Genomic DNA, 24,093 nt, shown 5'->3' on the forward strand with positions numbered 1-24,093 from the left:
CTTAACCTCTGTTGTATGTCGAATTCAGTACCGTACGATCCTTCAGCGAAGGCGCAGCGGGTTTATTGCGGTTCAAATAACCAATGTTGTTATTGCCCCACAGAGAGTCGTACGGCATACCGGCCAGCATCTCGACGGTGGCACGGGCTTGCGGCGTTGCGGTTTCCGCCACCGCATGGCCAGACTCACGCATTTTGGCCGTTTCTTCGCGCAGCGTGCTGTGGGTCTGCAAATTGAGTTTGAAACGCAGGGAGACCAGGAAGCCGCAGAACAGCACCAGAATGGTACCCACACTCAGGATCATCAGAATGGTATGGCTGACTTCAGCAGGCTGAACTTTCTGACCGCTGACAAAACCGGACATCTGCATCACGATGCCCACCAGCATCACCGCCCCCGCCTGAGAGGCTTTACGGGTCAGGGTCATGATGCCGGCAAAGATCCCTTCGCGGCGCTGACCGGTGATCACCTCATCCACATCTGCAATGTAGGTGTAGGTATTCCATGGGACATAGTTGATACCACCGCGACCCAAACCGGCAACAGCAGACACCAGCAGCAGCAAGGCGTAGACATCGCTCAGACCCGCGTAATAGAGCACGGCGTAAGAGATAGACGCCAGACCAAATAACACGACCACCATACGGTAAGACGGTGCAGGCCCGAAGCGAATACACAGTGGGATCATGGCGATAACGGCAAGGAACTGGAAGATAGCCATTGTGCCCAGCAGATTAGAAGCCATAGAGGCTTCCTGCATCAGCACGAATACCACGTAGTAGGTGAACACGGCATTGAAGACGTCCTGTGCAATATAACCGCCGAGGTACATGCCAAGATGCTGACGGAAAATTTTAATGCGCAGCGTCGAGCTTAATTCAACAAACAGACGGTTCAGGCTCTGTCCCAGCGTCAGTTTTTTCTTCTCTTCTTCAGCGCGCAGCGCCGCTTCAGTCCACTCTTCACGCGGGCGCTCCCAGGTAAAGAACCAGACGAAGGTCAGCATCATCGCGCACAGCACGGAGAAGACCAGGCTTGCGTAGAAGAAGGAAACGGCGTTGTCTTTGCCAAAATGGGTTAACAAAATACCCGGCAGGAATGAGGCAAGGATCGCCGACATCTGCGCCATCGAAATACGTGCGCCGGAGAATTTGGTTTTCTGTTTGAAGTCATCGGTCATCTCCGGTACCAGCGTTTCGTATGGCACCAGAATCATGGTGTAGACGATATCAAACACCAGATAGGTCAGCAGGTAGTACCAGAAGCTCATGTCCCCGACCCACATTAGTGAGTAGCTGAACACACAAGGAATACCCAGCAGGATAAAGAACTTACGCCGACCAAAGCGCTTACCGAGCCAGGTCGTACCGAAGTTATCGGTCATAAAGCCCATCAGCGGGCTAACAACAGCATCCAGTACCCTTGCAGCCGCAAAGATGAAGGTTGCCTCAATCGGGGTAAGTCCACAAAAGGTCGTATAAAAATATAAAAGCCAGGCGGCCGTCAGGGCGGTTGTACCCGCCCCGAGGAAATCGCCTGATCCATAAGCAAGATAATTTGCGAGTCCAATTTTACGTGTTTTCATTGCCGTCAACCCTAATCAGTTTTGGGAGACTCCCTGTAAGCAAACCTCGTCCGGGAGTTTTTACACGGCTACAGTAGAATTATCGACTTATTGATACCTTTCTGTTTCTGCCATAACAAAGTGGCGGATGGCAAAAATGCAAAGAGTGTCATTACGCGTGTCACTGATTTATAAAACAGCGTTTCTATTGCTTCAAAAGGCAAGGTCAATTTTGCGAGCCAGCCATCAGAATTGCCTGACGGCTGGTTAAAAGGCAGGCGGTTAGCGATGTTAACGATAGTTAACGATGACAGAGTTACTCTGAACTTTCAGCGCCGGGATCAAACGTCCGCCGCCAGGAACTTCCCAGATAAAGCGCAGCGGCTCGATGGCAGACACGCCGTTAAACGCCTGAGTGGTGCCATTTTCCCCTTCAATTTCGGCACAGCGGGTCTGCGTACACAGGCGCACGCGCAACCCTGCGGGCGTTGGGCCAATCAGCTTGTAATTCCAGGCCACCAGCGTCATCAGGCCGGTGGCAGGTTCAGAAGGAGACAGCGGGCGTGAAGACATCGCCTCACCACGATGATTGAGCGTAATCCCCATACTGCTGGCCTGCCATGTCCCCTCGCCTGCGGCCTGTGCCGCCAGCGGGAAGAACAGTATCCATAGCCACTTACGCATTACTTACCTCCAATGGTTGCCGTCATGCGGATATGGCGGTTATCCGACAGTTCCATGTTCGACAGCACCACCAGCTGCGTCAGGCTGCGACGCAGGAAGCGTGACAACAGCGGACGTAGCGCATGATTCACCAGCAGAACCGGTGGCGCACCCAGCATCTCCTGACGAGCCAGCGCTTCCTGAGTTTGTGCCAGCAGTCTGTCTGCCAGACCCGGTTCCAGACCACCGCCACCCTGCAAGGCCTGAAGCAGCAAGCGCTCCAGCGGAGTATCAAGGCCAATCACCTGTACTTCGCCTGTTCCCGGGAACCACTGTTGGGTAATAGCTCGTCCCAGCGCCACGCGAACCACCGCCGTCAGCTCATGCGGATCGCTTTGCAGCGGCGCATGTTCCGCCAGGGTTTCCAGAATGGTGCGCATATCGCGGATAGGCACTTTCTCGTCGAGCAGATTTTGCAGCACTTTGTGCAGCGTGGTTAACGTCACTACGCCCGGTACCAGATCTTCAGTCAGCTTCGGCATCTCTTGCGTAACGCGGTCCAGAAGCTGCTGCGCCTCCTGGCGGCCAAACAGTTCCGCCGAGAATTGGCCAATCAGATGGTTAAGATGGGTTGCCACGACGGTACTGGCTTCCACCACGGTATAACCCTGGATCTGCGCCTGCTCTTTCAGCGCGCTCTCGATCCAGATAGCGGCCAGACCAAAGGCCGGATCGATGGTTTGCTCGCCCGGCAGAGTCCCGGCAGCCGTGCCCGGGTTGATAGCCAGCCAGCGTCCCGGATAAGCATCACCGCTGCCAATTTCCACGCCCTTCATCAGAATGCGGTAGCGCGCCGGCGGTAAATCCATGTTGTCGCGGATATGGACAACCGGAGGCAAAAAGCCCATCTCTTGCGCAAATTTCTTACGAATACTGCGAATACGCCCAAGCAGCTCGCCATCCTGCTGGAAATCCACCATTGGGATCAGGCGATAGCCCACTTCCATCCCCAGTGAATCCTCCAGTTGGACATCGTTCCAGGTGGCTTCGACCGCCTGCGTATTCTCCTGTACTTTAACAGGAGCAGGCTCGGCCGCGGGTTTGGCTTCACGCCCTCGCATCCACCAGGCAAGGCCAAGCAGAGCGCCGGTGAACAGCAGGAACACCAGGTTTGGCATCCCCGGAACCAGACCGAGCAACCCCAGCACAGCCGCAGCCAGCAGCATCACGCGCGGGTTGCTGAACAACTGGCCAACCATCTGCTCGCCAACGTCCTGGTCTGTACTGACGCGGGTAACGATAACACCCGCAGCGGTAGAGATAACCAGCGCCGGGATCTGTGCAACCAGGCCGTCACCGATGGTCAGCAGCGTATAGCTTTCCGCCGCGTGCCCCATGTCCATGCCGTGTTGCAGTACACCAACCAGCAGGCCGCCCACCACGTTGATCACCATAATCAGGATGCCCGCGATGGCATCCCCGCGCACAAACTTACTCGCACCGTCCATTGAACCGTAGAAGTCGGCTTCCTGGGTCACTTCCGCACGGCGCTTTTTGGCTTCATCTTCGGCGATAAGACCCGCGTTGAGATCGGCGTCGATCGCCATCTGCTTACCAGGCATCCCGTCCAGCACGAAGCGCGCGCCGACTTCCGCGATACGCCCTGCACCTTTGGTGATAACCATAAAGTTGATGATAACGAGGATCACAAACACCACAATACCGATGGCAAAGTTACCGCCTACCAGGAAGTGACCGAAGGCTTCAACCACTTTACCCGCTGCCGCCGCACCGGTGTGCCCTTCCATCAGGATGATACGCGTGGAGGCCACGTTCAGCGCCAGACGCAGCAAGGTGGTAAACAGCAGAATGGTCGGGAACGCAGCAAACTCAAGCGTGCGCTGGGTAAACATCGCCACCAGCAGCACCATGATGGAAAGTGCAATGTTGAATGTGAAAAGCAGATCGAGGATGAATGCCGGGAGCGGCAGTACCATCATCGACAAAATCAGCAGGATGAGAATCGGCCCGGCCAGAATCTGCCATTGCGTCGATTTCATGTTGCTCGGCAGGCGCAACATTGCCACCAGATTAGCCATCAGTGTCCTTCTCGTTCATAAAATCCAGCGCTTCTGGCACTGGAAGGTTTTCAGGTTTCACAGGTCGTTGACCGCCTGCTAAACGCCAGCGTTTCAATTGCCATACCCAGGCCAGCACTTCAGCCACTGCGGCGTAAAGCTGCCCCGGGATTTGTTGTCCGATTTCCGCATGGCGGTATAAGGCACGCGCCAGCGGCGGTGCTTCAAGAATGGGAACGCGGTTCTCAGTGCCGATCTCACGAATACGCAGCGCAATCAGCCCGGCCCCTTTCGCCACCACTTTTGGCGCGCTCATTTTGTTTTCGTCGTACTGCAACGCCACCGAGTAGTGCGTCGGGTTGGTGACAATGACATCGGCTTTTGGCACGTCTTCCATCATGCGACGGCGGGCGGCAGCGCGCTGCATCTGGCGAATACGCCCCTTCACATGCGGGTCACCTTCCATCTGCTTGTATTCATCACGAATATCCTGACGTGACATGCGCAGTTTCTTGAAGTGGCTGTACAACTGGAAGATAACGTCGAAGCCCACCATCGGGATAATGCTCAGCACCACCAGCAGCGTACAAAGCCCAACCAGGTTCATGGCATTGCTCATGGCGGTGAGCGGCGATTCGCTGATAAGGCGCATCATTTCCGGCCAGTTGTGCAAAAGATAAAAACCCGCCGCGCTGCCCATCAGCGTGGATTTCAGAATCGCTTTCACCAGCTCAGCGCCGGTCTGGGCAGAAAACAGACGGGCGATGCCCGGCAGCGGGTTAAGCTTGGAAAATTTAGGTTGCAGCGATTTGGCGCTGAACACCAGGCCGCCCAGCATAACGGGCGAGACGATAGCCACCAGTACCACGCCGGTTATCAGCGGTAGCAAGGCAATCATCGCGCCTTTGATGAGCAGAATGATTTGGCTGAGAATAAGGTTCGGATCGTTGACCATGCTGTGGTCAAAACGTAATCCGGTAGAGAGCATTCCAGCCAGTCTTCGGGCGAGCGACTCCCCTCCCAGCCAGATAATACAAACACCCACCACTAAAATAAGCAGGGATGTCAGTTCTCTGGAGCGGGGGATCTGCCCTTCCTCACGCGCTTTTTCAAGTCGGTGGGGTGTGGGGGCTTCCGTTTTGTCGTCGTTTTCTTCTGACACTGTACGTGCTCGCAGCCCATTAAGTCATGGGTATCATGCCAGTGCAGAGGAATTCCAATGGCGGGAAAAGCCCGTTTATTCGGGCTCTTTTCGCGGGTTCTTACTTTTCCCGCCCCGGGTGGCGTTAACAACCCGGGACGGAAAGCACTATCAGAAACCAAGGCTGTCCAGCAGATCGTCCACCTGATCCTGGCTTGCCACAACGCCCGCTTTGGTCGCGTCGAGCTGTGGGCCATTGAGCAGGCTTTCGTTCTCGCGTTTCGGACGCGCAGCCGGTTCCGGGATGTTTTCCAGCAGAACCATCAGCAACTGACGCTCAATCTCCTGAATCACATCCATCATGCGCTTGATAACCTGACCGGTCAGGTCCTGGAAATCCTGCGCCATCATGATGTCCAGCAATTGCGCGTTGGTGAAGCTGGTGTGGCCCGGCACATCCCCCAGGAACTGACGGGTATCGGTCACCAGCTCACGGGCATCCGCCAGCTCAATTGGATTTTCGAACCACTCGTCCCAGCGCTTGGTCAGGGATTTCGCCCCCTTCTCCATTGCGTCCTGATGCGGCTGTGACGCTTCAACGCTGTTCAGCGCACGTTCAGCCGCCTGAGCAGTCATCTGCACAACATAGTCCAGACGATCGCGCGCATCCGGAATCGCTTCCGCCGCTTCAGCAATGGCCTGATCCAGCCCTAATTCGCGCAGGCTGTCACGCAACATGCGCGTCAGGCTACCAATGCGGGCAATAATGTCGCTCGGTGAATGTTCTTCAACGGGTTTCATAGCAGGTTGCAACATATCCATCACCTCACATGCCGAGTTTCTCGAAGATCTTACCGAGCTTCTCTTCCAGGGTTGCAGCGGTGAATGGCTTCACCACATAGCCGCTTGCGCCCGCCTGTGCTGCTGCAATGATGTTCTCTTTCTTCGCTTCTGCGGTCACCATCAGAACCGGCAAAGAGGCCATACCCGCATCTGCACGAATGGTTTTCAGCAGTTCCAGACCGTCCATGTTAGGCATGTTCCAGTCAGAAATCACAAAACCAAATCCGCCTGCCTGAAGTTTGTTCAGCGCGTCCACGCCATCTTCTGCTTCTTCAACATTGTTGAAGCCCAGTTCTTTAAGCAGGTTGCGCACGATACGACGCATGGTGGAAAAGTCATCCACAACCAAAAACTTAAGCTCTTTATCCGCCATAAAATAATACTCCTGAGTCAAATACGTATTGCCTGTCCGGCACTGATTTTCGCCAGCATCTGCTGGCTTACCTGGCTAAGATCGACCACTTCGCTCACGCCACCCATATTGATGGCCTCGCGCGGCATGCCGAACACCACACAACTTGCTTCATTCTGCGCAATCGTCCAGGCGCCAGCCTGGTGCATCGCTAACATTCCGGCGGCCCCATCGTTGCCCATCCCCGTCAGGATCACCCCAACGGCGTTGCGCCCCGCATGTTTCGCCACCGAATGAAACAGCACATCCACCGACGGACGGTGCCGGTTAACCGGCGGCCCGTCATGAATTTTGATTTGATAGTTCGCCCCACTGCGCGCCAGCTCCATATGCTTGTCGCCCGGTGCGATATACGCGTGCCCCGGAAGAACACGTTCGCCGTCTTCCGCCTCTTTCACGCTTATCTGACACAGTTTGTTCAGACGTTCCGCGAACGAACGGGTGAATCCTGGCGGCATATGCTGCGTAATAAGAATACCTGGGCTTGAAAGTGGCAATGGCTGGAGTACATGGCGAATTGCCTCTGTTCCCCCGGTTGACGCACCAATCACCAGCAGTTTTTCCGAGCTGAGTAACGGGCCTGCTTTTAGTGTTGCCGGCGCGGCGGTCGGCTTATGAGCCGCCAGCTTCGCGCGCGACGCGGTGCGGATCTTCTCGGCAATCATCTCGCTGTAGGCCAGCATCCCTTCACGGATACCCAGTTGAGGTTTGGTGACAAAATCCACCGCCCCCAGCTCCAGAGCACGCAGCGTGATTTCAGACCCTTTCCCGGTCAGGGATGACACCATCACCACCGGCATCGGGCGCAGACGCATTAATTTTTCCAGAAAATCGATGCCATCCATGCGCGGCATTTCGACATCCAGCGTTAGCACGTCGGGGTTATATTTTTTGATTAAATCCCGCGCAACTAACGGATCAGGCGCTGTTGCCACCATCTCCATATCGCTGTGGCTATTGATAATTTCAGTCATGATCTGGCGCATCAGCGCCGAATCATCGACAGACAACACCCTGATTTTACTCATGCTTTTTCCTTACTCAGCGCATATACCGTTTGCCCACGCAGGCTAAACTCACGCACGAGGTTGCTAAAGTTTTCCGAGTGCCCGGCAAACAGTAAACCGTCAGGCTTGAGCAACGGAACAAAGCGACGCAGAATGTCCTGTTGCGTCTCTTTATCAAAATAAATCATCACGTTACGGCAAAAAATGGCATCAAACGGCCCCGGAACGTTGTACTGCTTATCCAGCAGGTTTACAGAGGTGAATTCCACGCAGTTCGCCAGCTCCTGGCGTACGCGCACCAGCCCTTCATGCGGGCCCGTACCGCGCATGAAGTAACGCTGAAGCTGCTGAGGCGAGAGCGTCTTCAGTTCATCCTGGCGATAGACCCCATTACGCGCTTTTTCCAGCACTTCGGTGTCGATATCACTGGCGAACACTTTCCAGCGCCCAGGCGCCATCCCCAGCGTGTCCGCCAGCGTGATCGCCAGCGAGTACGGCTCTTCCCCGGTTGAGGCTGCCGCACTCCAGACGCGATACTCCCCGCTACGACGCCGCGCATGATCCGCCAACACCGGGAAATGGTGCCCTTCACGGAAAAACGCGGTCAGGTTAGTGGTTAACGAGTTAATAAATGCCTGCCATTCCGCGCTGTTCTGGTTCGCTTCGAGCATACTCAGATAGCGGCCAAAATCATCCAGCCCGAGGGTGCGCAAGCGCCGCACCAGCCGGTTGTAAACCATGTCTCGCTTATGATCGGCAAGCACGATCCCCGCACGCTGGTAGATTAACTGACATATCCGACGAAAATGCGCGTCGGACAGCGCGAGGCGCTGTGTCATCTGTAACAGTAATGACGTTTGCCCTGAGGGCATTGGTGATGTCATAGCGCCTTCTTAATCACATTCAGGTTCCAACTGGCACGGCCTGCGACCGCCCGACTTCTGTTACTGCTTCAACGTGCTCTTTTACATTAAATACCGCGACCAGCCCGGTCAGGTGATCGGCCTGGCTCGCCAGCTGATCGGTTGCCGCGGCTGCCTCTTCCACCAGCGAAGCGTTCTGCTGTGTCACCTGATCCATCTGGCTGACCGCCTGGGCTACCTGCTCGATCCCGCGACGTTGTTCATCTGATGCGGAGGCGATTTCGCCCATGATGTCGTTAACCCGGGTCACTGAGGTGACAATTTCGCTCATCGTTTTTGCTGCCGTATCCACCAACGCAGAGCCTTGCTCAACGCGAGACACCGACTCTTCAATCAGCACCTTAATTTCTTTTGCCGCGTTAGCGCTGCGGCTTGCCAGGTTACGAACTTCACCGGCGACTACCGCAAATCCGCGCCCCTGTTCCCCTGCTCGCGCTGCCTCAACGGCGGCGTTCAGGGCCAGAATGTTGGTCTGGAAGGCAATACCGTCAATCACGCTGATAATGTCGCCAATTTTCTGTGAACTGGCGGCTATCTCATGCATAGTGCTGGCAACGTGAGTCGCCTGGTCGCCCCCTTTCTTCGCCGTTTGCGCGGCCTGTTTCGACAGATCCGATGCCTGACGCGCGTTATCGGCGTTCTGGCTTACCGTCGCCGTCAGTTGCTCCATGCTGGCCGCTGTTTGTGCCAGCGAGGCCGCCTGCTGCTCGGTTCTGGAAGAGAGATCGTTATTGCCTGCCGCAATTTCAGATATCCCGGTGTGCATGGCATAACTGCCCTGACGCACATCGGTCACCGTTTCACGCAGTGATCCCTGCATCGCCTTCAGGCTGGCGAAAATTGCCGAAATCTCGTTCTTACCGTAAACCGCCACCGGGCGCGCCAGGTTACCCTTCGCAATGCTGTCGAAATGGCTGCTGATGATCGCCAGCGGCTGCACAATCATTCTGCGCGACCAGAACAGCGCGCCCCCGGTCAGCAAGGCCGCCAGAATCACCACGACGGCAAAAATCACGCCGGACATGTGGTAGCTGGTGCGGCTGGCTGCCCCTGCACGCTCAACAAACTGGTTGATGTCCTGCTGCCAGGCGTTAAAGCTGCCATCAAAGGCCGCCTGCGATTCCTGCACCGGCGCGGTCATAAAATCAGAGAGCTGGTTGTTCTCAAGCCAGGTCGCCTGGTGATCCAGATCGCTGTGCCACTGATCAAAGTTCTTCTTCATGGCGACTTTCAGCGCTTTGCCTTTCTCGCTGACAGCCTCCTGAGACACGAAGGCTTTAAACTGCGCATCAGCCTGCTTGAGGCTGTCGCGTGCGGTTGCCATCAGCGCCTTGATGTCATCCGGCGGATAACTTAACGCGGTTAAGGTCCCTGCCTTGTTCAGCGCAGTGCTTGCCTGCAACAGCACGGCACGCGTTTGTGCCAGTGCGGAGCGCTGTTGATTACTCGCCTCAACTTCCTGCAAATTCTGATAGCCATCGCGAAACGCCCAAAAAGACAACCCGTTACTGCCAACCTGCAACACACCGCAAAGGATCAGAATCAAAAACAGTGTGGTCGAGATACGAATACGATTTAACATCCACGCTCCCATTAAGCGGCAAGCAGCCGCGGTTTAAAGTTCAGTCAAAATGTTTCCCAGTTTTCATCTTGTCCGGTCGTCACGGTGCGGGTGCGAGCCGCTGCCGGGGCAGTTGCTGACTCACTGTGCATTGCACGCGTGTTGGCCGTATTTGTCGTTTTTGAAGCAAGACGGAACGCCGAGACGGCCATCTTCAGACGGCTCGCCTGATCTTCCAGTGCAGCCGCCGCCGTTGCGGACTCCTGCACCAGCGCGGCGTTTTGCTGTGTCACGCGATCCATTTCAGATACCGCCAGGGCGACCTGGTCAATACCACGACTCTGCTCATCCGATGCAGAGGCGATTTCACCCATGATGTCCGTTACGCGGGTAACAGCATTCACGATGTCATTCATGGTTTCCCCTGCGCTTTCCACCAGCACGGAGCCGGTATCCACACGGGAAACGGAATCTTCAATCAGCGCTTTAATCTCTTTCGCCGCGTTAGCACTGCGGCTTGCCAGGTTACGCACTTCACCGGCCACTACCGCAAACCCACGGCCCTGTTCACCAGCGCGAGCGGCTTCAACCGCGGCGTTCAGCGCCAGGATGTTGGTCTGGAAGGCAATACCATCGATAACGCTGATGATGTCGGCAATTTTCTTCGAGCTGTCGGCAATTTCATGCATGGTTTTCACCACGCCATCCACCACACGGCCACCGCGCTGAGCGGTGTCAGAGGCGCTTTCGGCAAGCTGAGAAGCCTGACGGGCGTTGTCCGCATTCTGCTTCACGGTCGCCGTTAACTCTTCCATGCTGGCGGCCGTCTCTTCCAGCGCCGAAGCCTGCTGTTCGGTACGTGAAGAGAGATCGTTGTTGCCCATCGCAATTTCGCTGGTTCCGGTATAAATGGCATCCGATCCCTGACGCACATTGGTCACAGTATCAATCAGCGAGCGCTGCATATGGTCAACGGAGTTCGCCAGCTCCGTGATTTCATTACGCCCGGACACGGTGAGCGTTTTGGTCAGGTCACCGCTGGCGATTTCACGGATATGGGCAATCACGCGGCCCAGCGGATTCAGCAGAATATGGCGAATGCCGTACCACACGCCAACCAGCACAATCACCAGCGCCAGCGCCAGAACAGCCATCTGCCATTTGGCGAAGCGGTAGTCGTTCTGACTTTCGGTAAAGGAGGTGTGATACAGGTCGTTACTGGCTTTGGCGTATTCCCCCAACGCTGCACCAAGGGCGTTTTGCATCCCCTGGGTTGGCTGCGCGAAGTAGGCATCCATGTTGCCGCTTTCGAGGAACTGAATCAGCTCCGTCAGCCCCGCGAAGTAGGCCGTGTATTTTTCATCAATGTTGCTGCTCACCTGCTCCATGGCAGGCTGCGGGGCAATTTTCTTGAAGGCATCGTAGTGTTTCGCAGCATCGGCAAGCGTTGCGCGGGCATTTTTCAGCAGATCCGTTTTCGCAGTGCTCTGCTGGTTATTAGGGTCCATCATCATGCGGGCAGAAGAGCGGCTCAGGTTAATGCGCGTTTGCAGCATCAGATCCCAGGTCGATGTCAGCTCGCTCTGTTGCAAACGCAGATCGTTTGATGCGGCAAAGCTATCCTGATTATTTTTTAACGACGAGAAAAAAAGCCCGCCCGAAATGAGCTGAAGAAGCGCGAAAATGACCAGCACCATCATAAGCATTGTGACAACGCGGATACGGTTCAACATACAACACCTTCTCATAGATTTATTAACGGTGTTATCGGCACTGACCACAGGAACTTTACATTTGCGAAAGGGAAAAGCGCCGTTAAAACGCCACATCGACAATCAGCGTGTCGCTGTAGGTTCCGGCAGGTGGGGTGGTCTGGTTGGTGAGCACTTTGGCCGTGTAGTTATAGGTGCGCAGCAGGCCGTCAGTGCTCAGTTGCGAAGAGGCCGAGCTGGCCCAGCGCTCGGTGCCGCTTCCGCCCCAGCGGTTGGTGGTGGCTTCTTTATAGATGTCGTAACTCATATAGTTACTGCCGTTAACCATACGGCGAACATTGTTCAGCGCGTTGGCACCATTGTTAATTCCTATGGTGTAAGTGCTGCCCTTGGTGCAGGTCACGGCGATGGCTTGTGAAATGGTCGGGAAATTTTGTACCAGCGGCGCGCTGTTGAAGTTCACGTCCGGCGTGGTCATGGCGCTACAGTCGTTGGTCACGGTCATATTAAGCAAAATACTTGTCGTCGCCGTCCCCGTTTGCGGCGTAGTACATAGCCCCAGAATCCCCACAGAACAGACGTTGTAGTTAATGCTGAAGGTCAACAGCACCTGATACGGTCCGGCCGTGACGTTTTGCCCGGCCACGGTACGGAAATAGAGCGGGATGTTGTACTGCTTCGACCCCAGCAGCCCCAGCAGTGTGTTACCACTCCAGGTATAGGTTTTGCTGATTTGCACTTCGCTGTTGCTTGCACAGCCCGATAAACCACACAGCCGCGTGGGGATCACGTCGGTGATGGTTGCGTTGTCGGTGCGTTTCATCGTGGCGCGGCTGTTACCGGACACCGATGCCGAGGTGTAGCTCAGCGTCACCGAATCGTTAGTCAACAGATTGAGTACCGCATCGCAGGAAACCACCAGAGTGCCGGTGGTTTCCACCTCTCCGGTTCCACTGAGGGAAAATGACCCGACGTTGCCAAAGGCGGCATTCACCGTACTGATGGTACAGGCCGCCCAGCTGCCGCCGGAAAAGAGCAGCATGATCACCAGCAGCAGGCGCTTCATGGCCCCTCCCGGCACACCAGTGGCCCGTAGGTTTGCAGCTTATGTTCCGGGTTTGCGCCAATGGTCAGCGTCGCCGTGCAGTGTTTTCCGTCCGGGGTGGTGATATCCAGCGGATTCACATCGCTGAGGTTTTCCAGCCAGGCAATGCCGTCATACCCCACCACCGCATTGCTGCGCGAGGCGCGTCGCACTTGGCTTCCCACCGGGATATCATGCCCCTGCGCATCATGCAGGATCACGCTTGCCACCCGCTCCTGCTCCATCGGGAAATCGACCAGATAGCCACTGTGACGGCGGATCGCCACCCGCCGCTCGGTCTCTTTTAGCCGGGTATCGGCAGGCAGATTCAGGGTATCAATACTGTAGCTTGCCGGATAATAGGCCGACACGCCGCTCACCAGCAGATAACCGTTGTTATTGGTTTTGCCGACCGGCTGGTTCTCATAGCTGACGGGAACATCCGGGTGGCCATCGGTGCTGATCACCACGAACGCATCATTGATTTTATTGGCGGCAAACAACTCACCGTCCATCAGCACAATGGAGCCCATCGCCTCGCCCCACCAGGTCATCATGTCCTGTTCGCCGTAACCGCCGCCCTGCAATTCAATATTATTGTTGCGCCAGCCCAGCGTGCCCTGCTGATAGTTATTCGCCCTCGACTGATTAGCCCACGCCATATTCCAGCTAAACCCACCGTCGGAAGGCATGGAGTGGTTGTAGTTGATGCGCTGTGTGCTGCCTGCATCCGGCGTATTTTCAAAGGTGACGGCGGCGCTGTCACGTTCACCCAACGGCACCTGTAGCGAGAGCGCGACCGTCCAGTCACCCCGTTGTTGGTCGCGGCTGGCTGCCAGATAGATGCTGCTGGCCCCCCACAAATTTCGGCTCCAGGAGAGATTCAGCAGCTCCGTTTTCTGGTTATCAAAACTCTCAACACCAATCCAGGCCGCGCCAATATTGCCGTACTGCCCAAGGTTAAAGGTCAGGGAATACTGGTCAGTGTTGCGGCTAAAACTGGCAATGGGACGGTTGTTTTCATCATAGACCGTCGGCTGGTCATACAGGGCCAGGTTGCCATAGCCGCGGCCGCGCCGGCTATGCTGGGTCGCCAGGCTAAACTCACTGGTGCTGTACTGATACCCCCAGTTGATTTGCCCGCCATCGTCCCCGCGCATATGGCTGCGGGTATATGAGGTATTCACCACGCCAAAACGTCCGAGCTTCACTACCGTTCCTGCCCCGCCCAGCGCCAGCTCTTGCGCGCCTTCGGCGTGTCCTTCCAGCGTCAGCCAGTCAGTAAGACCATAGCGATACGATCCGCTGCCTGCCGCCGGGCCATAGTCGAAACTCTTAATTCCGTAATTTCGCCGCAGGCTCCCGAGCGTCACCGCACCGTCGCTCAGACCTTGTTTGAGCACATCACTGGTGACATAAAACGGCAGCGTTGTGCTGACCTGTCGCCCCAGCGCATCAGTGGTCACCAGCACCGCATCCCCTGCACCGTTGATATAGGGCAGGTTTGTCAGGGTGAACGGCCCCGGCTGGAGCTGAGTCGAACCCGAACGATAGCCGTTGATAAACAGATCGACGGAGGTGGGCACGGCCGCTTCCCCCGAGAACTCCGGCAGCGGCCAGGTCACCAGATCCGGTCGCAGGGAGAAATCACGTCCGTAGCTTATCCCGCCCATCCGCACGCTGCTGCTCCAGCTCAGGGCATCGCTTATCACATCCCCGGCGGTCCAGGTGGTTGCGTCGTCTTCGTTGGTCATCAACAGGGTGGTGTCATAGCGCACGTAACCTTCCTGTTGACCATTGTCCCCGGAGAAATTTTGCCGGGCGTAACCGGTAGATGAAAAAGAGCCGTTTTCATTGAAGTAGCGGAATTCATGCCAGAGAGACGCCTGGCCGCCAATGTGGTCGGTGTGGTTGGTATAGAGATCGTAATTAAACAGCGCCCCCCGGCCATAGTGGGGTTTGCTCTGCGCCGCCATGCCGCTAAACGGCGTGACGCGGGATGAAACCCAGTCGCGAGGCACAGTTAACAACAGCCGCTGGGCAGCGCTGTCGTACTCCACGCGCACCTGTGAAAGCGTAGACAGATTGACGTCCCCATTCGGCACATGTTCAGGGGGAAGCCCGGCGCGCAGCAGATCGGCACTGGAGATAAAATAAGCGCCATCGCGCTGCGTGACAGGCACCACCAGCCCGGTATCGTAATGGTTCAGCACGAGAGCAAGCTGAAAAACGGCCTCACCGTTTATCGCCTGGGCTTGCGGTGGCGGTGGCAAACTGTCATCGCCAGGCTCGGCCCAGGTGCTGGTACTGACGCAGAGCAGGATAATCATCGCCGGTTTCAGTTGACGGGCGTCGACTGCCATTGCGTATCCCTGGCATTAATCTGCGCGCTCATCTGCTCTGGCTGGCGAATTCCCGCCGGGATCGGCCAGCTGCGGGTACTGCCTGGCAGCACATAACCCAGCAACCCATCGGCAACCGTGCGTTTCTGCCCACCCTGATCCAGAGTAACCTGACTCAGCCTGACGTGCACATCCCCCTGATTGCGCACCTCAAGCGCAGGGTGCCCTGCTTCCTGCGTCACCCGCCAGCTCAGATTTTTGCTCTCCACCAGCGCATGATGCGCGCCCTCTTTTATAGTCGGGATCCCTTGCCCGTAGACAAAGAGCGGAATGGAGTAGCGCATCTGGAGTTTAAGGCCGATGGTCGGTTCGGCTTTGGCATCTGGCTGGGGAATTTCATCCACAATAATGCGGTAGGCTTGCTCGACGCCCATCGGGACAGCGCCTTGTTTGATCAAACGGATAAGCTGCTTGCTGCCTTTACCGATGGTGACAATCGGCGGACTGGCGACAACATCCTGCTGTGCGGTATAGCGTTCAAATCCCTCTTCCTGCTTCCAGCGCACAATGCGCACCTGCATGGTCGTCGCGCTGTTGCCCTGATTCTGGATCCACAATTCCGTGGCTTTGGTCTCTGCCGAAAGCCACGGGTCGATGGGCCATAACAGAATGGTCGCCGCCGCCTGCACCTGGCTCGTTGCAGCGGCGGTAACCCCCAATAAACTCACCAGACAAAGATGCCTGAATAATGGCTGCATCGATTTTCTCCCTTTATCACCATGACAACGTCACGACGAGTTGATCAGAATACGCACCAGCCGGGCTAAACCCGGTCAGGAGCGCCACACCGAAGAGCGGCAGTGAGATGTTGTTGCTGTTGGTATAGGTCACTGCGACTGCCTGGTTGACCCCAATCTCACTGTTCGCGGCCAGCGAACTGCTGCTGTAGAGTCGGTACGCCACAACATCGGTTCCGCCTGAACGTTTCATTTGCCGCACAGAAGCGTAATTCTGCCCGCTATCGATGCTCATACTCAGCGCCACGCCTGGCGTACAGGCAATGGACAATGCCCCGTTGGGCACAAAGCTGGTGCTGACAGGGGCGCTTTCCACTCCGGTATGTGTGCCAAAATCCAGCGTCCCCAAAATCCCACCGGTTCCGGAGGTGACCGAGCAGCCCGGCACAATGGTCGCACTGACCTTAAATGGCTGTGACGTCACCGCCCCGGCGATGGACGCCAGCATCAGCCCCACCGCGAGGACAAAAAAAGGTTGCACGAAACCCTCTGCGCTTTTGCGCAGACATAACCAGAATGCCTTCATGGCTGGACTAGTAGGTTACGCTGACGTTAATGGTGTCAGTGTAGGTTCCCGGGACAACCGTCACGCTGTTGCCGCCTCCGGTGATGCGTCCGTACAGGGTGTAACTGCTCACCCCGCCCGTCGTCGACGCTGCTGGTATCGACGCGTTATTGGCGATAATGTTGTTAAAGCCGCTGTCGCTGTACAGGCTGTATGCCACACCCTGTGCCGCATTGGCGGTATTGATCAGGTAACGCGCAGGCGTTCCCGGTGTTCCGACAACGGTACCCGGTGCGGTGGAGTTGGTATTGCCGGTTATCGCTACCGTGAAGCTGGCGGTGGTACATTGAATGGTGAAGGCGTTCCCGCCGCTCGCCCCGGTCAACTGGGTAGTCAGGGTGGAAAAGGTCGCAGGATGGGTCCCGAAATCCAGCGTCCCGAAGTTAATCCCATTTTGAGTGGGGGATCCGTTGATCAGACAACCGTTGGTCAGCGTCAGCGTCGCGCCGATGGTGCCGCTACTGGTTACTGCCTGCGCCTGCCAGGCGGTCGTTGCGATCAGCAGGGCGCCTGCAAATATCAAAAGGCGTTTTCTTTTCATTTCCCACCCTCCAGAAGATGTCGCCATTCGCTTGCTATATTTTATTGATACTGTTCAAGATGTTAGCCCCACTGAACAATCCCGAGAGGGGGTTACTGAGAATTTAGTTGATGGTTACCGCTTCAACCACCCTTGCCAGGGTACGTGCAACTTTTGCCGTATTGACAAGTTAGTTAATTAAAAAACAATCAGTTAACACGATTGAAAGGAATTAAACGCGTCGCATCCTAAGGATATATCCATAAAAACGTGATAAGCGTCACAATATATCGTCGCAGCATTAGCAACAAAATTAATAAAAATTAAAAAGCAGTTGTATCCCCCCTCGCTTTACGTCAATTTATGTGCCGAATATTTTCCTGCGCTGTAATAAAAAATCTATATGTATCGGCGTGGGGATGAATCTTAAGCGCATAGAGGGTCTTTTTTCGTGGCAAGTGCAAACAAACTCACACTCTTCATCGTGATATTCATGCTGGCGGGTATTCTTTCAGGGGCAGCCATTCACGAGTACGCATCACAGGATGTCATTACCGCCTGGGCGGATAACATCACGCTGCTGACCGATATTTTCCTGCGACTGATTAAAATGGTGATAGCGCCGTTGGTGTTCAGTACGTTAACCGTCGGCATTATGAAGCTGGGCGAAACCTCAACCATTGGCCGCGTTGGCGGTAAAGCGATGGTGTGGTTTATCAGCTCCTCCGTACTTTCTATTCTGGTGGGGCTGTTTATTGTCACCCTGGAACGTCCGGGGAGCGGCCTGAACCTGGCTATCCCGACCGAAGCGGTTGATACCGGTCTGGCCGTTGGGGGGATGACGCTGAAAGCCTTCCTGTCCCACACCATTCCAACCAGTATTGCGGGTGCAATGGCGAACAACGAGATCCTGCAAATTGTGGTGTTCTCGATGTTCTTCGGTATTGGCGGTGCGTCGCTAGGTCAAAAATTCAATGCTCCGCTGGTTGCCGCGCTGGATGTCGTTTCTCACATCATGCTGAAGGTGACGGGCTACGTGATGTACGTTGCGCCACTGGCCATTTTCGCGGCCATCTCATCCGTTATTGCCACCCAGGGTCTGGGCATTCTGCTGAACTACGCGTCATTTATCGGCGGTTACTATGTTGCCATCCTGCTCACCTGCATGGTGCTGCTGGCAGTGGGTTACATGGTGCTGAAAAAAGAGGTGTTTCGCCTGGTCAGTATGCTGAAAGATCCGGTGCTGGTCGCGTTTACCACCAGCAGCTCTGAAGCAGCATATCCAAAAACGCTGGAGCAGCTGGAGCGCTTTGGCTGTTCACGCAATATCGCCTCTTTCGTTCTGCCAATTGGTTATTCCTTTAACCTGGTGGGCTCGATGGTGTATTGCTCTTTCGCCTCGATGTTTATCGCCCAGGCGTACAACATCCATCTGAGTTTCTCCGAAGTCACGGTGCTGATGCTGACGCTGATGCTGGCCTCCAAAGGGATTGCGGGTGTTCCGCGTTCTTCCCTGGTGGTGCTGGCAGCGACCATTCCAAGCTTTAATATTCCGGTGGCGGGTATTCTGCTGCTGATGGGGATTGACCACTTCCTGGATATGGGTCGTTCCGCAATTAACGTGCTGGGTAACGGGATTGCGACGGCGATGCTGTCACAGAACGAAGGTGCGCGGGAAGCGGAAGCTGAGCTGGTGGAGCAGGAAGCTTAAGATGTAAAAAAGGTGAGGCCTGTTGCCCTCACCCCACCCCTCTCCCACGGGAGAGGGAGCAAACACTAAAAACGGCAACCTGAGTTGCCGTTTTGCATTTACCTACGCTACGTGACTCGCCGCGATATCCAGCAGCGCCATCTCATCGCTGTTCAGCAGCTTCTCGATATTCACCAGAATCAGCATACGCTCGCCGAGCGCACCCAGACCGGTCAGATATTCGGTAGACAGCGTTACCGCAAACTCCGGCGCAGGGCGGATTTGGTCGGAGGTCAGCGACAGCACATCAGACACGCCATCAACAACAATACCCACAACGCGCTGACCCAGATTCAGGACAATCACCACGGTGTTGTCATTGTAATCCACGTCGCCCTGGCTGAACTTCACGCGCAGGTCAACGATTGGCACAATCACACCGCGCAGGTTCGTCACGCCCTTGATAAAGGCTGGGGTGTTAGCAATACGGGTAACCTGATCGTAACCACGGATCTCCTGCACTTTAAGGATGTCGATTCCGTACTCTTCATCGCCTAAAGTGAAGACCAGGAACTCCTGTCCAGATGGCTCGCCCGCCAGTTTCGTTACATTACTCATACCGGTCATGTTATTACCTTTTTCTTAATCAGGCGGCTGTGTATGCCACACGTTGTTCACGATTTAATCCCTGAAGCGCTGAGACATCAACGATCAGCGCAACGCTACCATCGCCCAGGATGGTGGCGGCAGAAATTCCCGGCACCTTGCGGTAGTTGCTTTCGAGGTTTTTCACCACGACCTGATGCTGACCAATCAGCTGATCGACCAGCAGCGCATAGCGGCGGCCTGCGCTTTGCAGAATAACCACAATGCCTTGCGTCGCTTCGGTTTTCGCACCATCGACTTCGAATACTTTCCACAGTTCAACCAACGGCAGATACTCGCCACGGACTTCCAGTACGCGCTCGCCACCTGCCAGTGGATGCAGATCTTCTTCACGCGGTTGCAGAGATTCCATTACCGCATTCAGTGGCAGAATGAAGACTTCGCCCGCAACTTTGACAGACATACCATCCAGAATTGCCAGCGTCAGCGGTAGCAGGATGCGGATGGTTGTACCGGAACCTTGCTTAGACTGGATTTCAACGTGGCCACCCATCTCCTGGATATTACGTTTCACCACGTCCATGCCCACGCCACGGCCAGAAACGTCCGTCACCTGTTCAGCCGTCGAGAAGCCAGGTGCAAAGATCAGCATCCCCACTTCTTCGTCGGTCATGTTTTCGCTAACCGCCATGCCCTGAGACATCGCTTTCGCCAGAATACGCTCGCGGTTCAGGCCAGCACCGTCGTCGGTCACTTCGATACAGATATTGCCGCCCTGGTGTTCCGCAGACAAAATCAGGTTACCGACCGGTGATTTACCCGCAGCAACGCGGTTTTCCGGCAGTTCGATACCGTGGTCAAGGCTATTACGCACCAGGTGCGTTAATGGATCGATGATGCGTTCGATCAGGCTCTTATCCAGTTCGGTAGAGCTGCCCATCAGCGTCAGTTCGATTTGCTTGTTCAGTTTTCCGGCCAGGTCGCGCACCAGACGCGGGAAGCGGCTAAAGACATATTCCATCGGCATCATACGGATGGACATCACCGATTCCTGCAAATCGCGGGCGTTACGTTGTAACTGACCCATGCTGGTGATGAGATCGCCGTGAGTGACCGGGTCCAGTTCGTTGGAACGCTGGGCGAGCATAGACTGGGTGATCACCAGTTCGCCTACCAGGTTAATCAGCTGGTCAACTTTCTCGACCGCCACGCGAATACTGGTTGATTCACTGGAGCGAGCCGCCGGTTTTTCACCGCGGCCAGGTGCAGCAGGTTCTTTTGGCACCGCTTTCAGCGCGGGTGCCGCAGGAACGACAGCAGGTGCCGCGACTTCAGCAACCGCCACAACCGCTTCGGCAGGTGCAGGGGCTTGAGCCGTTTCTGTTTCAAAATCAATCTGATCGGCTTCGATGACGAAGCACAGCACCGCCACGATATCATCCTGGCTAATGCCGTCTTCAAGCGTTGCGGCAAGGCTGTCTTTCCCTTTCACCACATTGCTTAATTTGGCCAGATTACCCAGTTCTTCTTCCAGCAGGTTGACTTCGCTCTCTTTCAGGCGAGAAAGCACAACGCGCAGCTTACTGGCCGCAGCGGCAGGTGCAGCCTCTTCAGCGGTATCGACAACGCTCAGGGTTGCCGGGCTAACAGCGGGAGCGGCTGCTTCACCTTTTGCTTCCAGCGCTAACTGACGCAGCGCGTTGCAGATGTATTCAAAGCTGGCGGCATCAGGCTCTGCCGAGCTTTTATAGGCGTCGAGCTGTTCCTGCATAATATCTTTGGTTTCCAAAAACAGGTTAATAATGTCGGTATTGAGCTGCATCTCACCACGGCGCGCTTCATCGAGCAGGTTTTCCATTAAATGGGTTGTTTCCTGCAAGATGGTAAAACCAAACGTCCCTGCTCCGCCTTTAATAGAATGCGCCGCACGGAAGATGGCATTGAGCTGCTCTGAATCCGGTGCTTCAGGCACCAGATCCAGAAGGTGTTGCTCCATATCAGCCAACAATTCGTCGGCTTCATCAAAAAATGTCTGATAAAAATCGCTAATATCCATGCTCACGCTATCACCTCGGATTGGCTGGTGGCGATGTTGGAACGGCAGCCGAAGGTACGGCCCCAGGCTGTTTTAAATCGTCCAGTGACTCATTCTGACTTTCGGCGTTTTCATGCAGGATGGCCTGCTCCGCCTGCTGGTTCAGCACTAAAAGACTGATACGACGGTTGATGGCATCATCTGGCCCGCGGTCGGAGACGCGCATCGTTGCGGCCATGCCGACCACGCGCAGTACCTTGCCATCATCAAGCCCACCCGCCACCAGCTCGCGACGCGAGGCGTTGGCACGGTCGGCAGAAAGTTCCCAGTTGCTGTATCCCTTCTCACCCGTTGCATACGGGAAATCGTCCGTGTGTCCTGACAGGCTGACGCGGTTTGGGATCCCGTTCAGAACCGGTGCAATTGCGCGTAAAATGTCGCGCATATAAGGTTCAACTTCGGCGCTGCCGGTTTTAAACATTGGGCGGTTCTGACTATCAATAATCTGAATACGCAAACCTTCCTGCACGAGGTCAATCTTCAGGTGTGGGCGTAATGCGCGCAGTTTCGGATCGGCTTCAATCAACTGATCCAGATCGCCACGCAGTTTTTTCAGCCGCGCCTGTTCCATCCGTCTTTTCAGCTCGTCAATGTTCGGCTCTTTTTTCACTTCACCCTTTTGCTGGGTGTAGTCGTCACCGCCGCCAGGAATTGGGCTATCGCTGTTCGCGATACGCTGCCCACCTGTCACCGCCGTCGCCAGCGGGGTTCTGAAATATTCAGCAATCTGGATAAGCTCTTTCGGGCTGGAGATGGAGATAAGCCACATCACCAGAAAGAACGCCATCATTGCGGTCATAAAGTCGGCGTAAGCAATTTTCCAGGAGCCGTGCGCGCCATGCCCGCCCCCCTTGTGCTTGCGCTTTTTTACGATGACGATCGGATGGGACTGGTTTTTCATGCGTCCTCAGTTGTCGTCTGTTGATTTGGGTTTTTCACCGCGCGCACGTGTTCTTCCAGCTCGATAAACGAAGGACGTTCGCTGGAGTAGAGCGTTTTACGACCGAATTCGACAGCGATCGGCGGCGCGTAGCCGTTGAGGTTAGAGAGCAGCGTGATCTTCACGCACTGCATCATTTTGGTGGTTTCCGCGCTCTTCTGACGCAGCACGCTTGCCAGCGGAGAAATAAAACCGTAGGCCAGCAAAATACCGAGGAAGGTCCCGACCATTGCGTGCGCAATCAGGGCACCCAGCTCCGCCGCCGGACGATCCGCAGACGCCAGGGCGTGTACTACCCCCATGACTGCTGCCACGATACCGAAGGCCGGAAGCGAGTCGCCCACAAGCGCCAGGCTGTTTGCCGGCACTTCGGATTCGCTTTCATGAGTTTCGATCTCTTCGTCCATCAGCGCTTCGATCTCGAAGGTGTTCATGTTGCCGCTGATGATAAGGCGCAGATAATCAACGATAAAATCCAGCATCATGGCGTCGGCAAGAATGCGCGGATAGCTGGCGAAGATTTCGCTCTCTTTTGGATTTTCAATGTCTCGCTCCAGCGAGAACATCCCCTGTTGACGCGACTTCGCCATCAGGCGATAGAGCAGCGCCAGCAAATCCATATACATGCTTTTGGTGTATTTCGAGCGACGGAACAGCAGTGGAATAGCTTTCAGCGTCCCCTTGATCGATTTACCGTTGTTACCAACGATAAAAGCCCCTACCCCTGCGCCGCCGATGATAATAAGTTCGGCCGGTTGATAGAGTGCTCCAAGGTGCCCGCCGGTCATCATGTAACCGCCGAAAACTGTACCGAGAACTACCAGGTAACCTAATAAGATAAGCACGACATCATCCTTCCGCTAGTGACTAAGGCAGGACGTTCATTTCGAGTGTGTGACCGGAATGCGGGGTAAAAAAAAGCAGCGGTAATTTCTTACCGCTGCTGGAATCTTGCCCACACGTTCGGGTTAAACAGCTTGTTCGATCTGTTCATCCAGCAGTTGTGGAATAATATCGGCAGCATCCCGGGAAAGTTTACGTCTTTTTACGGCTCGGGATGGAGGCTGGCACAAACTACAGGCAAAGCTGCCAGCAGGCTGATGAGCATGGGTAATAAAATTACCGTCACAGCAGTTGCAGCGTGACAGTTCAAGCATTCCGCTTTCAACAAAACGCACCAGTGTCCAGGCGCGGGTTAAGGCCAGCAGTGGACCATCGTCATTCTGCTGTGGGCATTGCTCAAGGTAGAGTTTATACGCTTTGATCACGGCATCAACGCCACTGCACAGACCTGTTTTCAGCAGGTACTGCCAGGCGTTGCAGAACATCGAGGCATGGATGTTCTGTTCCCAGGTCATAAACCAGTCCGTTGAGAACGGCAGCATCCCTTTTGGCGGTGGGCTGCCACGTAATTCTTTATACAGTTTGATGAGGCGACCACGGCTCAGCTGGGTTTCACTTTCCAGCATTTGTAAACGAGCACCCAGCGTAATCAGTTCCATTGCCAGCTGTATGTCACGCGCTTCCTGAACAATGCTTTTTTCGCTCAT

At 55.4% G+C, this 24,093-nt stretch carries 21 protein-coding genes; 1 reads left to right on the top strand and 20 read right to left on the bottom strand.

The window, feature by feature from the left end:
* Position 1: 1 nt before the first annotated feature.
* The 15 genes from M987_RS18895 to M987_RS18965 all read right to left on the bottom strand — a co-directional run bounded on the left by M987_RS18895 (position 2) and on the right by M987_RS18965 (position 17,233).
* Positions 2-1,585 (bottom strand): MFS transporter, encoded by a 1,584-nt coding sequence (locus M987_RS18895; RefSeq protein ID WP_014070705.1) that lies wholly within the window; start codon positions 1,583-1,585, stop codon positions 2-4.
* A gap of 270 nt (positions 1,586-1,855) precedes the next feature.
* Complete coding sequence (gene flhE / locus M987_RS18900) at positions 1,856-2,248, bottom strand: flagellar protein FlhE (RefSeq protein ID WP_014070706.1); 393 nt, start codon at positions 2,246-2,248, stop codon at positions 1,856-1,858.
* Positions 2,248-4,326: a flagellar biosynthesis protein FlhA gene (gene flhA, locus M987_RS18905; RefSeq protein WP_014070707.1), complete on the bottom strand. Its 2,079-nt coding sequence runs from the start codon at positions 4,324-4,326 to the stop codon at positions 2,248-2,250. Before flhA ends, flhE begins: the two co-directional genes overlap by 1 nt.
* Positions 4,319-5,467, bottom strand: a complete 1,149-nt coding sequence (flhB, locus tag M987_RS18910) for a flagellar biosynthesis protein FlhB (protein ID WP_014070708.1) — start codon at positions 5,465-5,467, stop codon at positions 4,319-4,321. The genes flhA and flhB overlap by 8 nt, the downstream gene beginning before the upstream one ends.
* A gap of 150 nt (positions 5,468-5,617) precedes the next feature.
* Positions 5,618-6,262 (bottom strand): protein phosphatase CheZ, encoded by a 645-nt coding sequence (gene cheZ / locus M987_RS18915; protein WP_014070709.1) that lies wholly within the window; start codon positions 6,260-6,262, stop codon positions 5,618-5,620.
* 10 nt (positions 6,263-6,272) lie between these two features.
* Positions 6,273-6,662 (bottom strand): chemotaxis response regulator CheY, encoded by a 390-nt coding sequence (gene cheY / locus M987_RS18920; RefSeq protein WP_000763862.1) that lies wholly within the window; start codon positions 6,660-6,662, stop codon positions 6,273-6,275.
* Between the two features lie 17 nt (positions 6,663-6,679).
* Positions 6,680-7,729 carry a protein-glutamate methylesterase/protein-glutamine glutaminase gene (locus M987_RS18925; protein WP_003859716.1) on the bottom strand — a complete coding sequence of 350 codons (1,050 nt, stop codon included), beginning with the start codon at positions 7,727-7,729 and terminating at the stop codon, positions 6,680-6,682.
* Entirely contained in the window at positions 7,726-8,592 is an 867-nt protein-coding gene (gene cheR, locus M987_RS18930) for a protein-glutamate O-methyltransferase CheR (RefSeq protein ID WP_014070710.1), read from the bottom strand. The genes M987_RS18925 and cheR overlap by 4 nt, the downstream gene beginning before the upstream one ends.
* 19 nt (positions 8,593-8,611) lie before the next feature.
* Positions 8,612-10,213 (bottom strand): methyl-accepting chemotaxis protein IV, encoded by a 1,602-nt coding sequence (tap, locus tag M987_RS18935; protein ID WP_014070711.1) that lies wholly within the window; start codon positions 10,211-10,213, stop codon positions 8,612-8,614.
* Positions 10,214-10,257: 44 nt separating this feature from the next.
* Complete coding sequence (gene tar, locus M987_RS18940; protein ID WP_014070712.1) at positions 10,258-11,925, bottom strand: methyl-accepting chemotaxis protein II; 1,668 nt, start codon at positions 11,923-11,925, stop codon at positions 10,258-10,260.
* A gap of 82 nt (positions 11,926-12,007) precedes the next feature.
* Positions 12,008-12,970: a Csu type fimbrial protein gene (locus M987_RS18945; RefSeq protein ID WP_014070713.1), complete on the bottom strand. Its 963-nt coding sequence runs from the start codon at positions 12,968-12,970 to the stop codon at positions 12,008-12,010.
* Complete coding sequence (locus M987_RS18950; RefSeq protein ID WP_014070714.1) at positions 12,967-15,351, bottom strand: fimbria/pilus outer membrane usher protein; 2,385 nt, start codon at positions 15,349-15,351, stop codon at positions 12,967-12,969. The genes M987_RS18945 and M987_RS18950 overlap by 4 nt, the downstream gene beginning before the upstream one ends.
* The gene (locus tag M987_RS18955) at positions 15,327-16,088 is read right to left on the bottom strand and encodes a fimbrial biogenesis chaperone (RefSeq protein WP_014070715.1); all 762 of its coding nucleotides are present in this window, start codon (positions 16,086-16,088) and stop codon (positions 15,327-15,329) included. Before M987_RS18955 ends, M987_RS18950 begins: the two co-directional genes overlap by 25 nt.
* A gap of 16 nt (positions 16,089-16,104) precedes the next feature.
* Positions 16,105-16,653, bottom strand: coding sequence for a Csu type fimbrial protein (locus M987_RS18960; protein WP_041162082.1), 549 nt, complete (start codon positions 16,651-16,653; stop codon positions 16,105-16,107).
* A 7-nt stretch (positions 16,654-16,660) separates the two neighbouring features.
* On the bottom strand, positions 16,661-17,233 hold the full coding sequence (locus M987_RS18965; protein WP_014070717.1) for a Csu type fimbrial protein: 573 nt from the start codon (positions 17,231-17,233) through the stop codon (positions 16,661-16,663).
* A 430-nt stretch (positions 17,234-17,663) separates the two neighbouring features.
* Between M987_RS18965 and M987_RS18970 the strand changes: the two genes are divergently transcribed.
* Complete coding sequence (locus M987_RS18970; protein WP_014070718.1) at positions 17,664-18,923, top strand: dicarboxylate/amino acid:cation symporter; 1,260 nt, start codon at positions 17,664-17,666, stop codon at positions 18,921-18,923.
* A gap of 102 nt (positions 18,924-19,025) precedes the next feature.
* Here the strand turns inward: M987_RS18970 and cheW are convergent, their stop codons facing one another.
* The 5 genes from cheW to flhC all read right to left on the bottom strand — a co-directional run bounded on the left by cheW (position 19,026) and on the right by flhC (position 24,093).
* Positions 19,026-19,529, bottom strand: coding sequence for a chemotaxis protein CheW (gene cheW, locus M987_RS18975; protein WP_008500420.1), 504 nt, complete (start codon positions 19,527-19,529; stop codon positions 19,026-19,028).
* Between the two features lie 19 nt (positions 19,530-19,548).
* A complete protein-coding gene (gene cheA, locus M987_RS18980) occupies positions 19,549-21,570 on the bottom strand; it encodes a chemotaxis protein CheA (protein ID WP_014070719.1) in 2,022 nt (673 codons plus the stop codon).
* A 4-nt stretch (positions 21,571-21,574) separates the two neighbouring features.
* Positions 21,575-22,504: a flagellar motor protein MotB gene (gene motB / locus M987_RS18985; protein WP_014070720.1), complete on the bottom strand. Its 930-nt coding sequence runs from the start codon at positions 22,502-22,504 to the stop codon at positions 21,575-21,577.
* On the bottom strand, positions 22,501-23,388 hold the full coding sequence (motA, locus tag M987_RS18990) for a flagellar motor stator protein MotA (RefSeq protein WP_008500417.1): 888 nt from the start codon (positions 23,386-23,388) through the stop codon (positions 22,501-22,503). The genes motB and motA overlap by 4 nt, the downstream gene beginning before the upstream one ends.
* A 123-nt stretch (positions 23,389-23,511) precedes the next feature.
* Complete coding sequence (gene flhC / locus M987_RS18995) at positions 23,512-24,093, bottom strand: flagellar transcriptional regulator FlhC (protein ID WP_014070721.1); 582 nt, start codon at positions 24,091-24,093, stop codon at positions 23,512-23,514.

It is taken from the genome of Enterobacter soli ATCC BAA-2102 (assembly GCF_001654845.1).
In the GTDB taxonomy this organism is placed as follows: domain Bacteria; phylum Pseudomonadota; class Gammaproteobacteria; order Enterobacterales; family Enterobacteriaceae; genus Enterobacter; species Enterobacter soli.

Coding starts and splice junctions, on each gene's coding strand:
- M987_RS18895 (WP_014070705.1), bottom strand. CDS start 1,585: ATGAAAACACGTAAAATTGGACTCGCAAATTATCTTGCTTATGGATCA.
- flhE (WP_014070706.1), bottom strand. CDS start 2,248: ATGCGTAAGTGGCTATGGATACTGTTCTTCCCGCTGGCGGCACAGGCC.
- flhA (WP_014070707.1), bottom strand. CDS start 4,326: ATGGCTAATCTGGTGGCAATGTTGCGCCTGCCGAGCAACATGAAATCG.
- cheZ (WP_014070709.1), bottom strand. CDS start 6,262: ATGTTGCAACCTGCTATGAAACCCGTTGAAGAACATTCACCGAGCGAC.
- cheY (WP_000763862.1), bottom strand. CDS start 6,662: ATGGCGGATAAAGAGCTTAAGTTTTTGGTTGTGGATGACTTTTCCACC.
- M987_RS18925 (WP_003859716.1), bottom strand. CDS start 7,729: ATGAGTAAAATCAGGGTGTTGTCTGTCGATGATTCGGCGCTGATGCGC.
- cheR (WP_014070710.1), bottom strand. CDS start 8,592: ATGACATCACCAATGCCCTCAGGGCAAACGTCATTACTGTTACAGATG.
- tap (WP_014070711.1), bottom strand. CDS start 10,213: ATGTTAAATCGTATTCGTATCTCGACCACACTGTTTTTGATTCTGATC.
- tar (WP_014070712.1), bottom strand. CDS start 11,925: ATGTTGAACCGTATCCGCGTTGTCACAATGCTTATGATGGTGCTGGTC.
- M987_RS18945 (WP_014070713.1), bottom strand. CDS start 12,970: ATGAAGCGCCTGCTGCTGGTGATCATGCTGCTCTTTTCCGGCGGCAGC.
- M987_RS18950 (WP_014070714.1), bottom strand. CDS start 15,351: ATGGCAGTCGACGCCCGTCAACTGAAACCGGCGATGATTATCCTGCTC.
- M987_RS18955 (WP_014070715.1), bottom strand. CDS start 16,088: ATGCAGCCATTATTCAGGCATCTTTGTCTGGTGAGTTTATTGGGGGTT.
- M987_RS18960 (WP_041162082.1), bottom strand. CDS start 16,653: ATGAAGGCATTCTGGTTATGTCTGCGCAAAAGCGCAGAGGGTTTCGTG.
- M987_RS18965 (WP_014070717.1), bottom strand. CDS start 17,233: ATGAAAAGAAAACGCCTTTTGATATTTGCAGGCGCCCTGCTGATCGCA.
- cheW (WP_008500420.1), bottom strand. CDS start 19,529: ATGACCGGTATGAGTAATGTAACGAAACTGGCGGGCGAGCCATCTGGA.
- motB (WP_014070720.1), bottom strand. CDS start 22,504: ATGAAAAACCAGTCCCATCCGATCGTCATCGTAAAAAAGCGCAAGCAC.
- flhC (WP_014070721.1), bottom strand. CDS start 24,093: ATGAGCGAAAAAAGCATTGTTCAGGAAGCGCGTGACATACAGCTGGCA.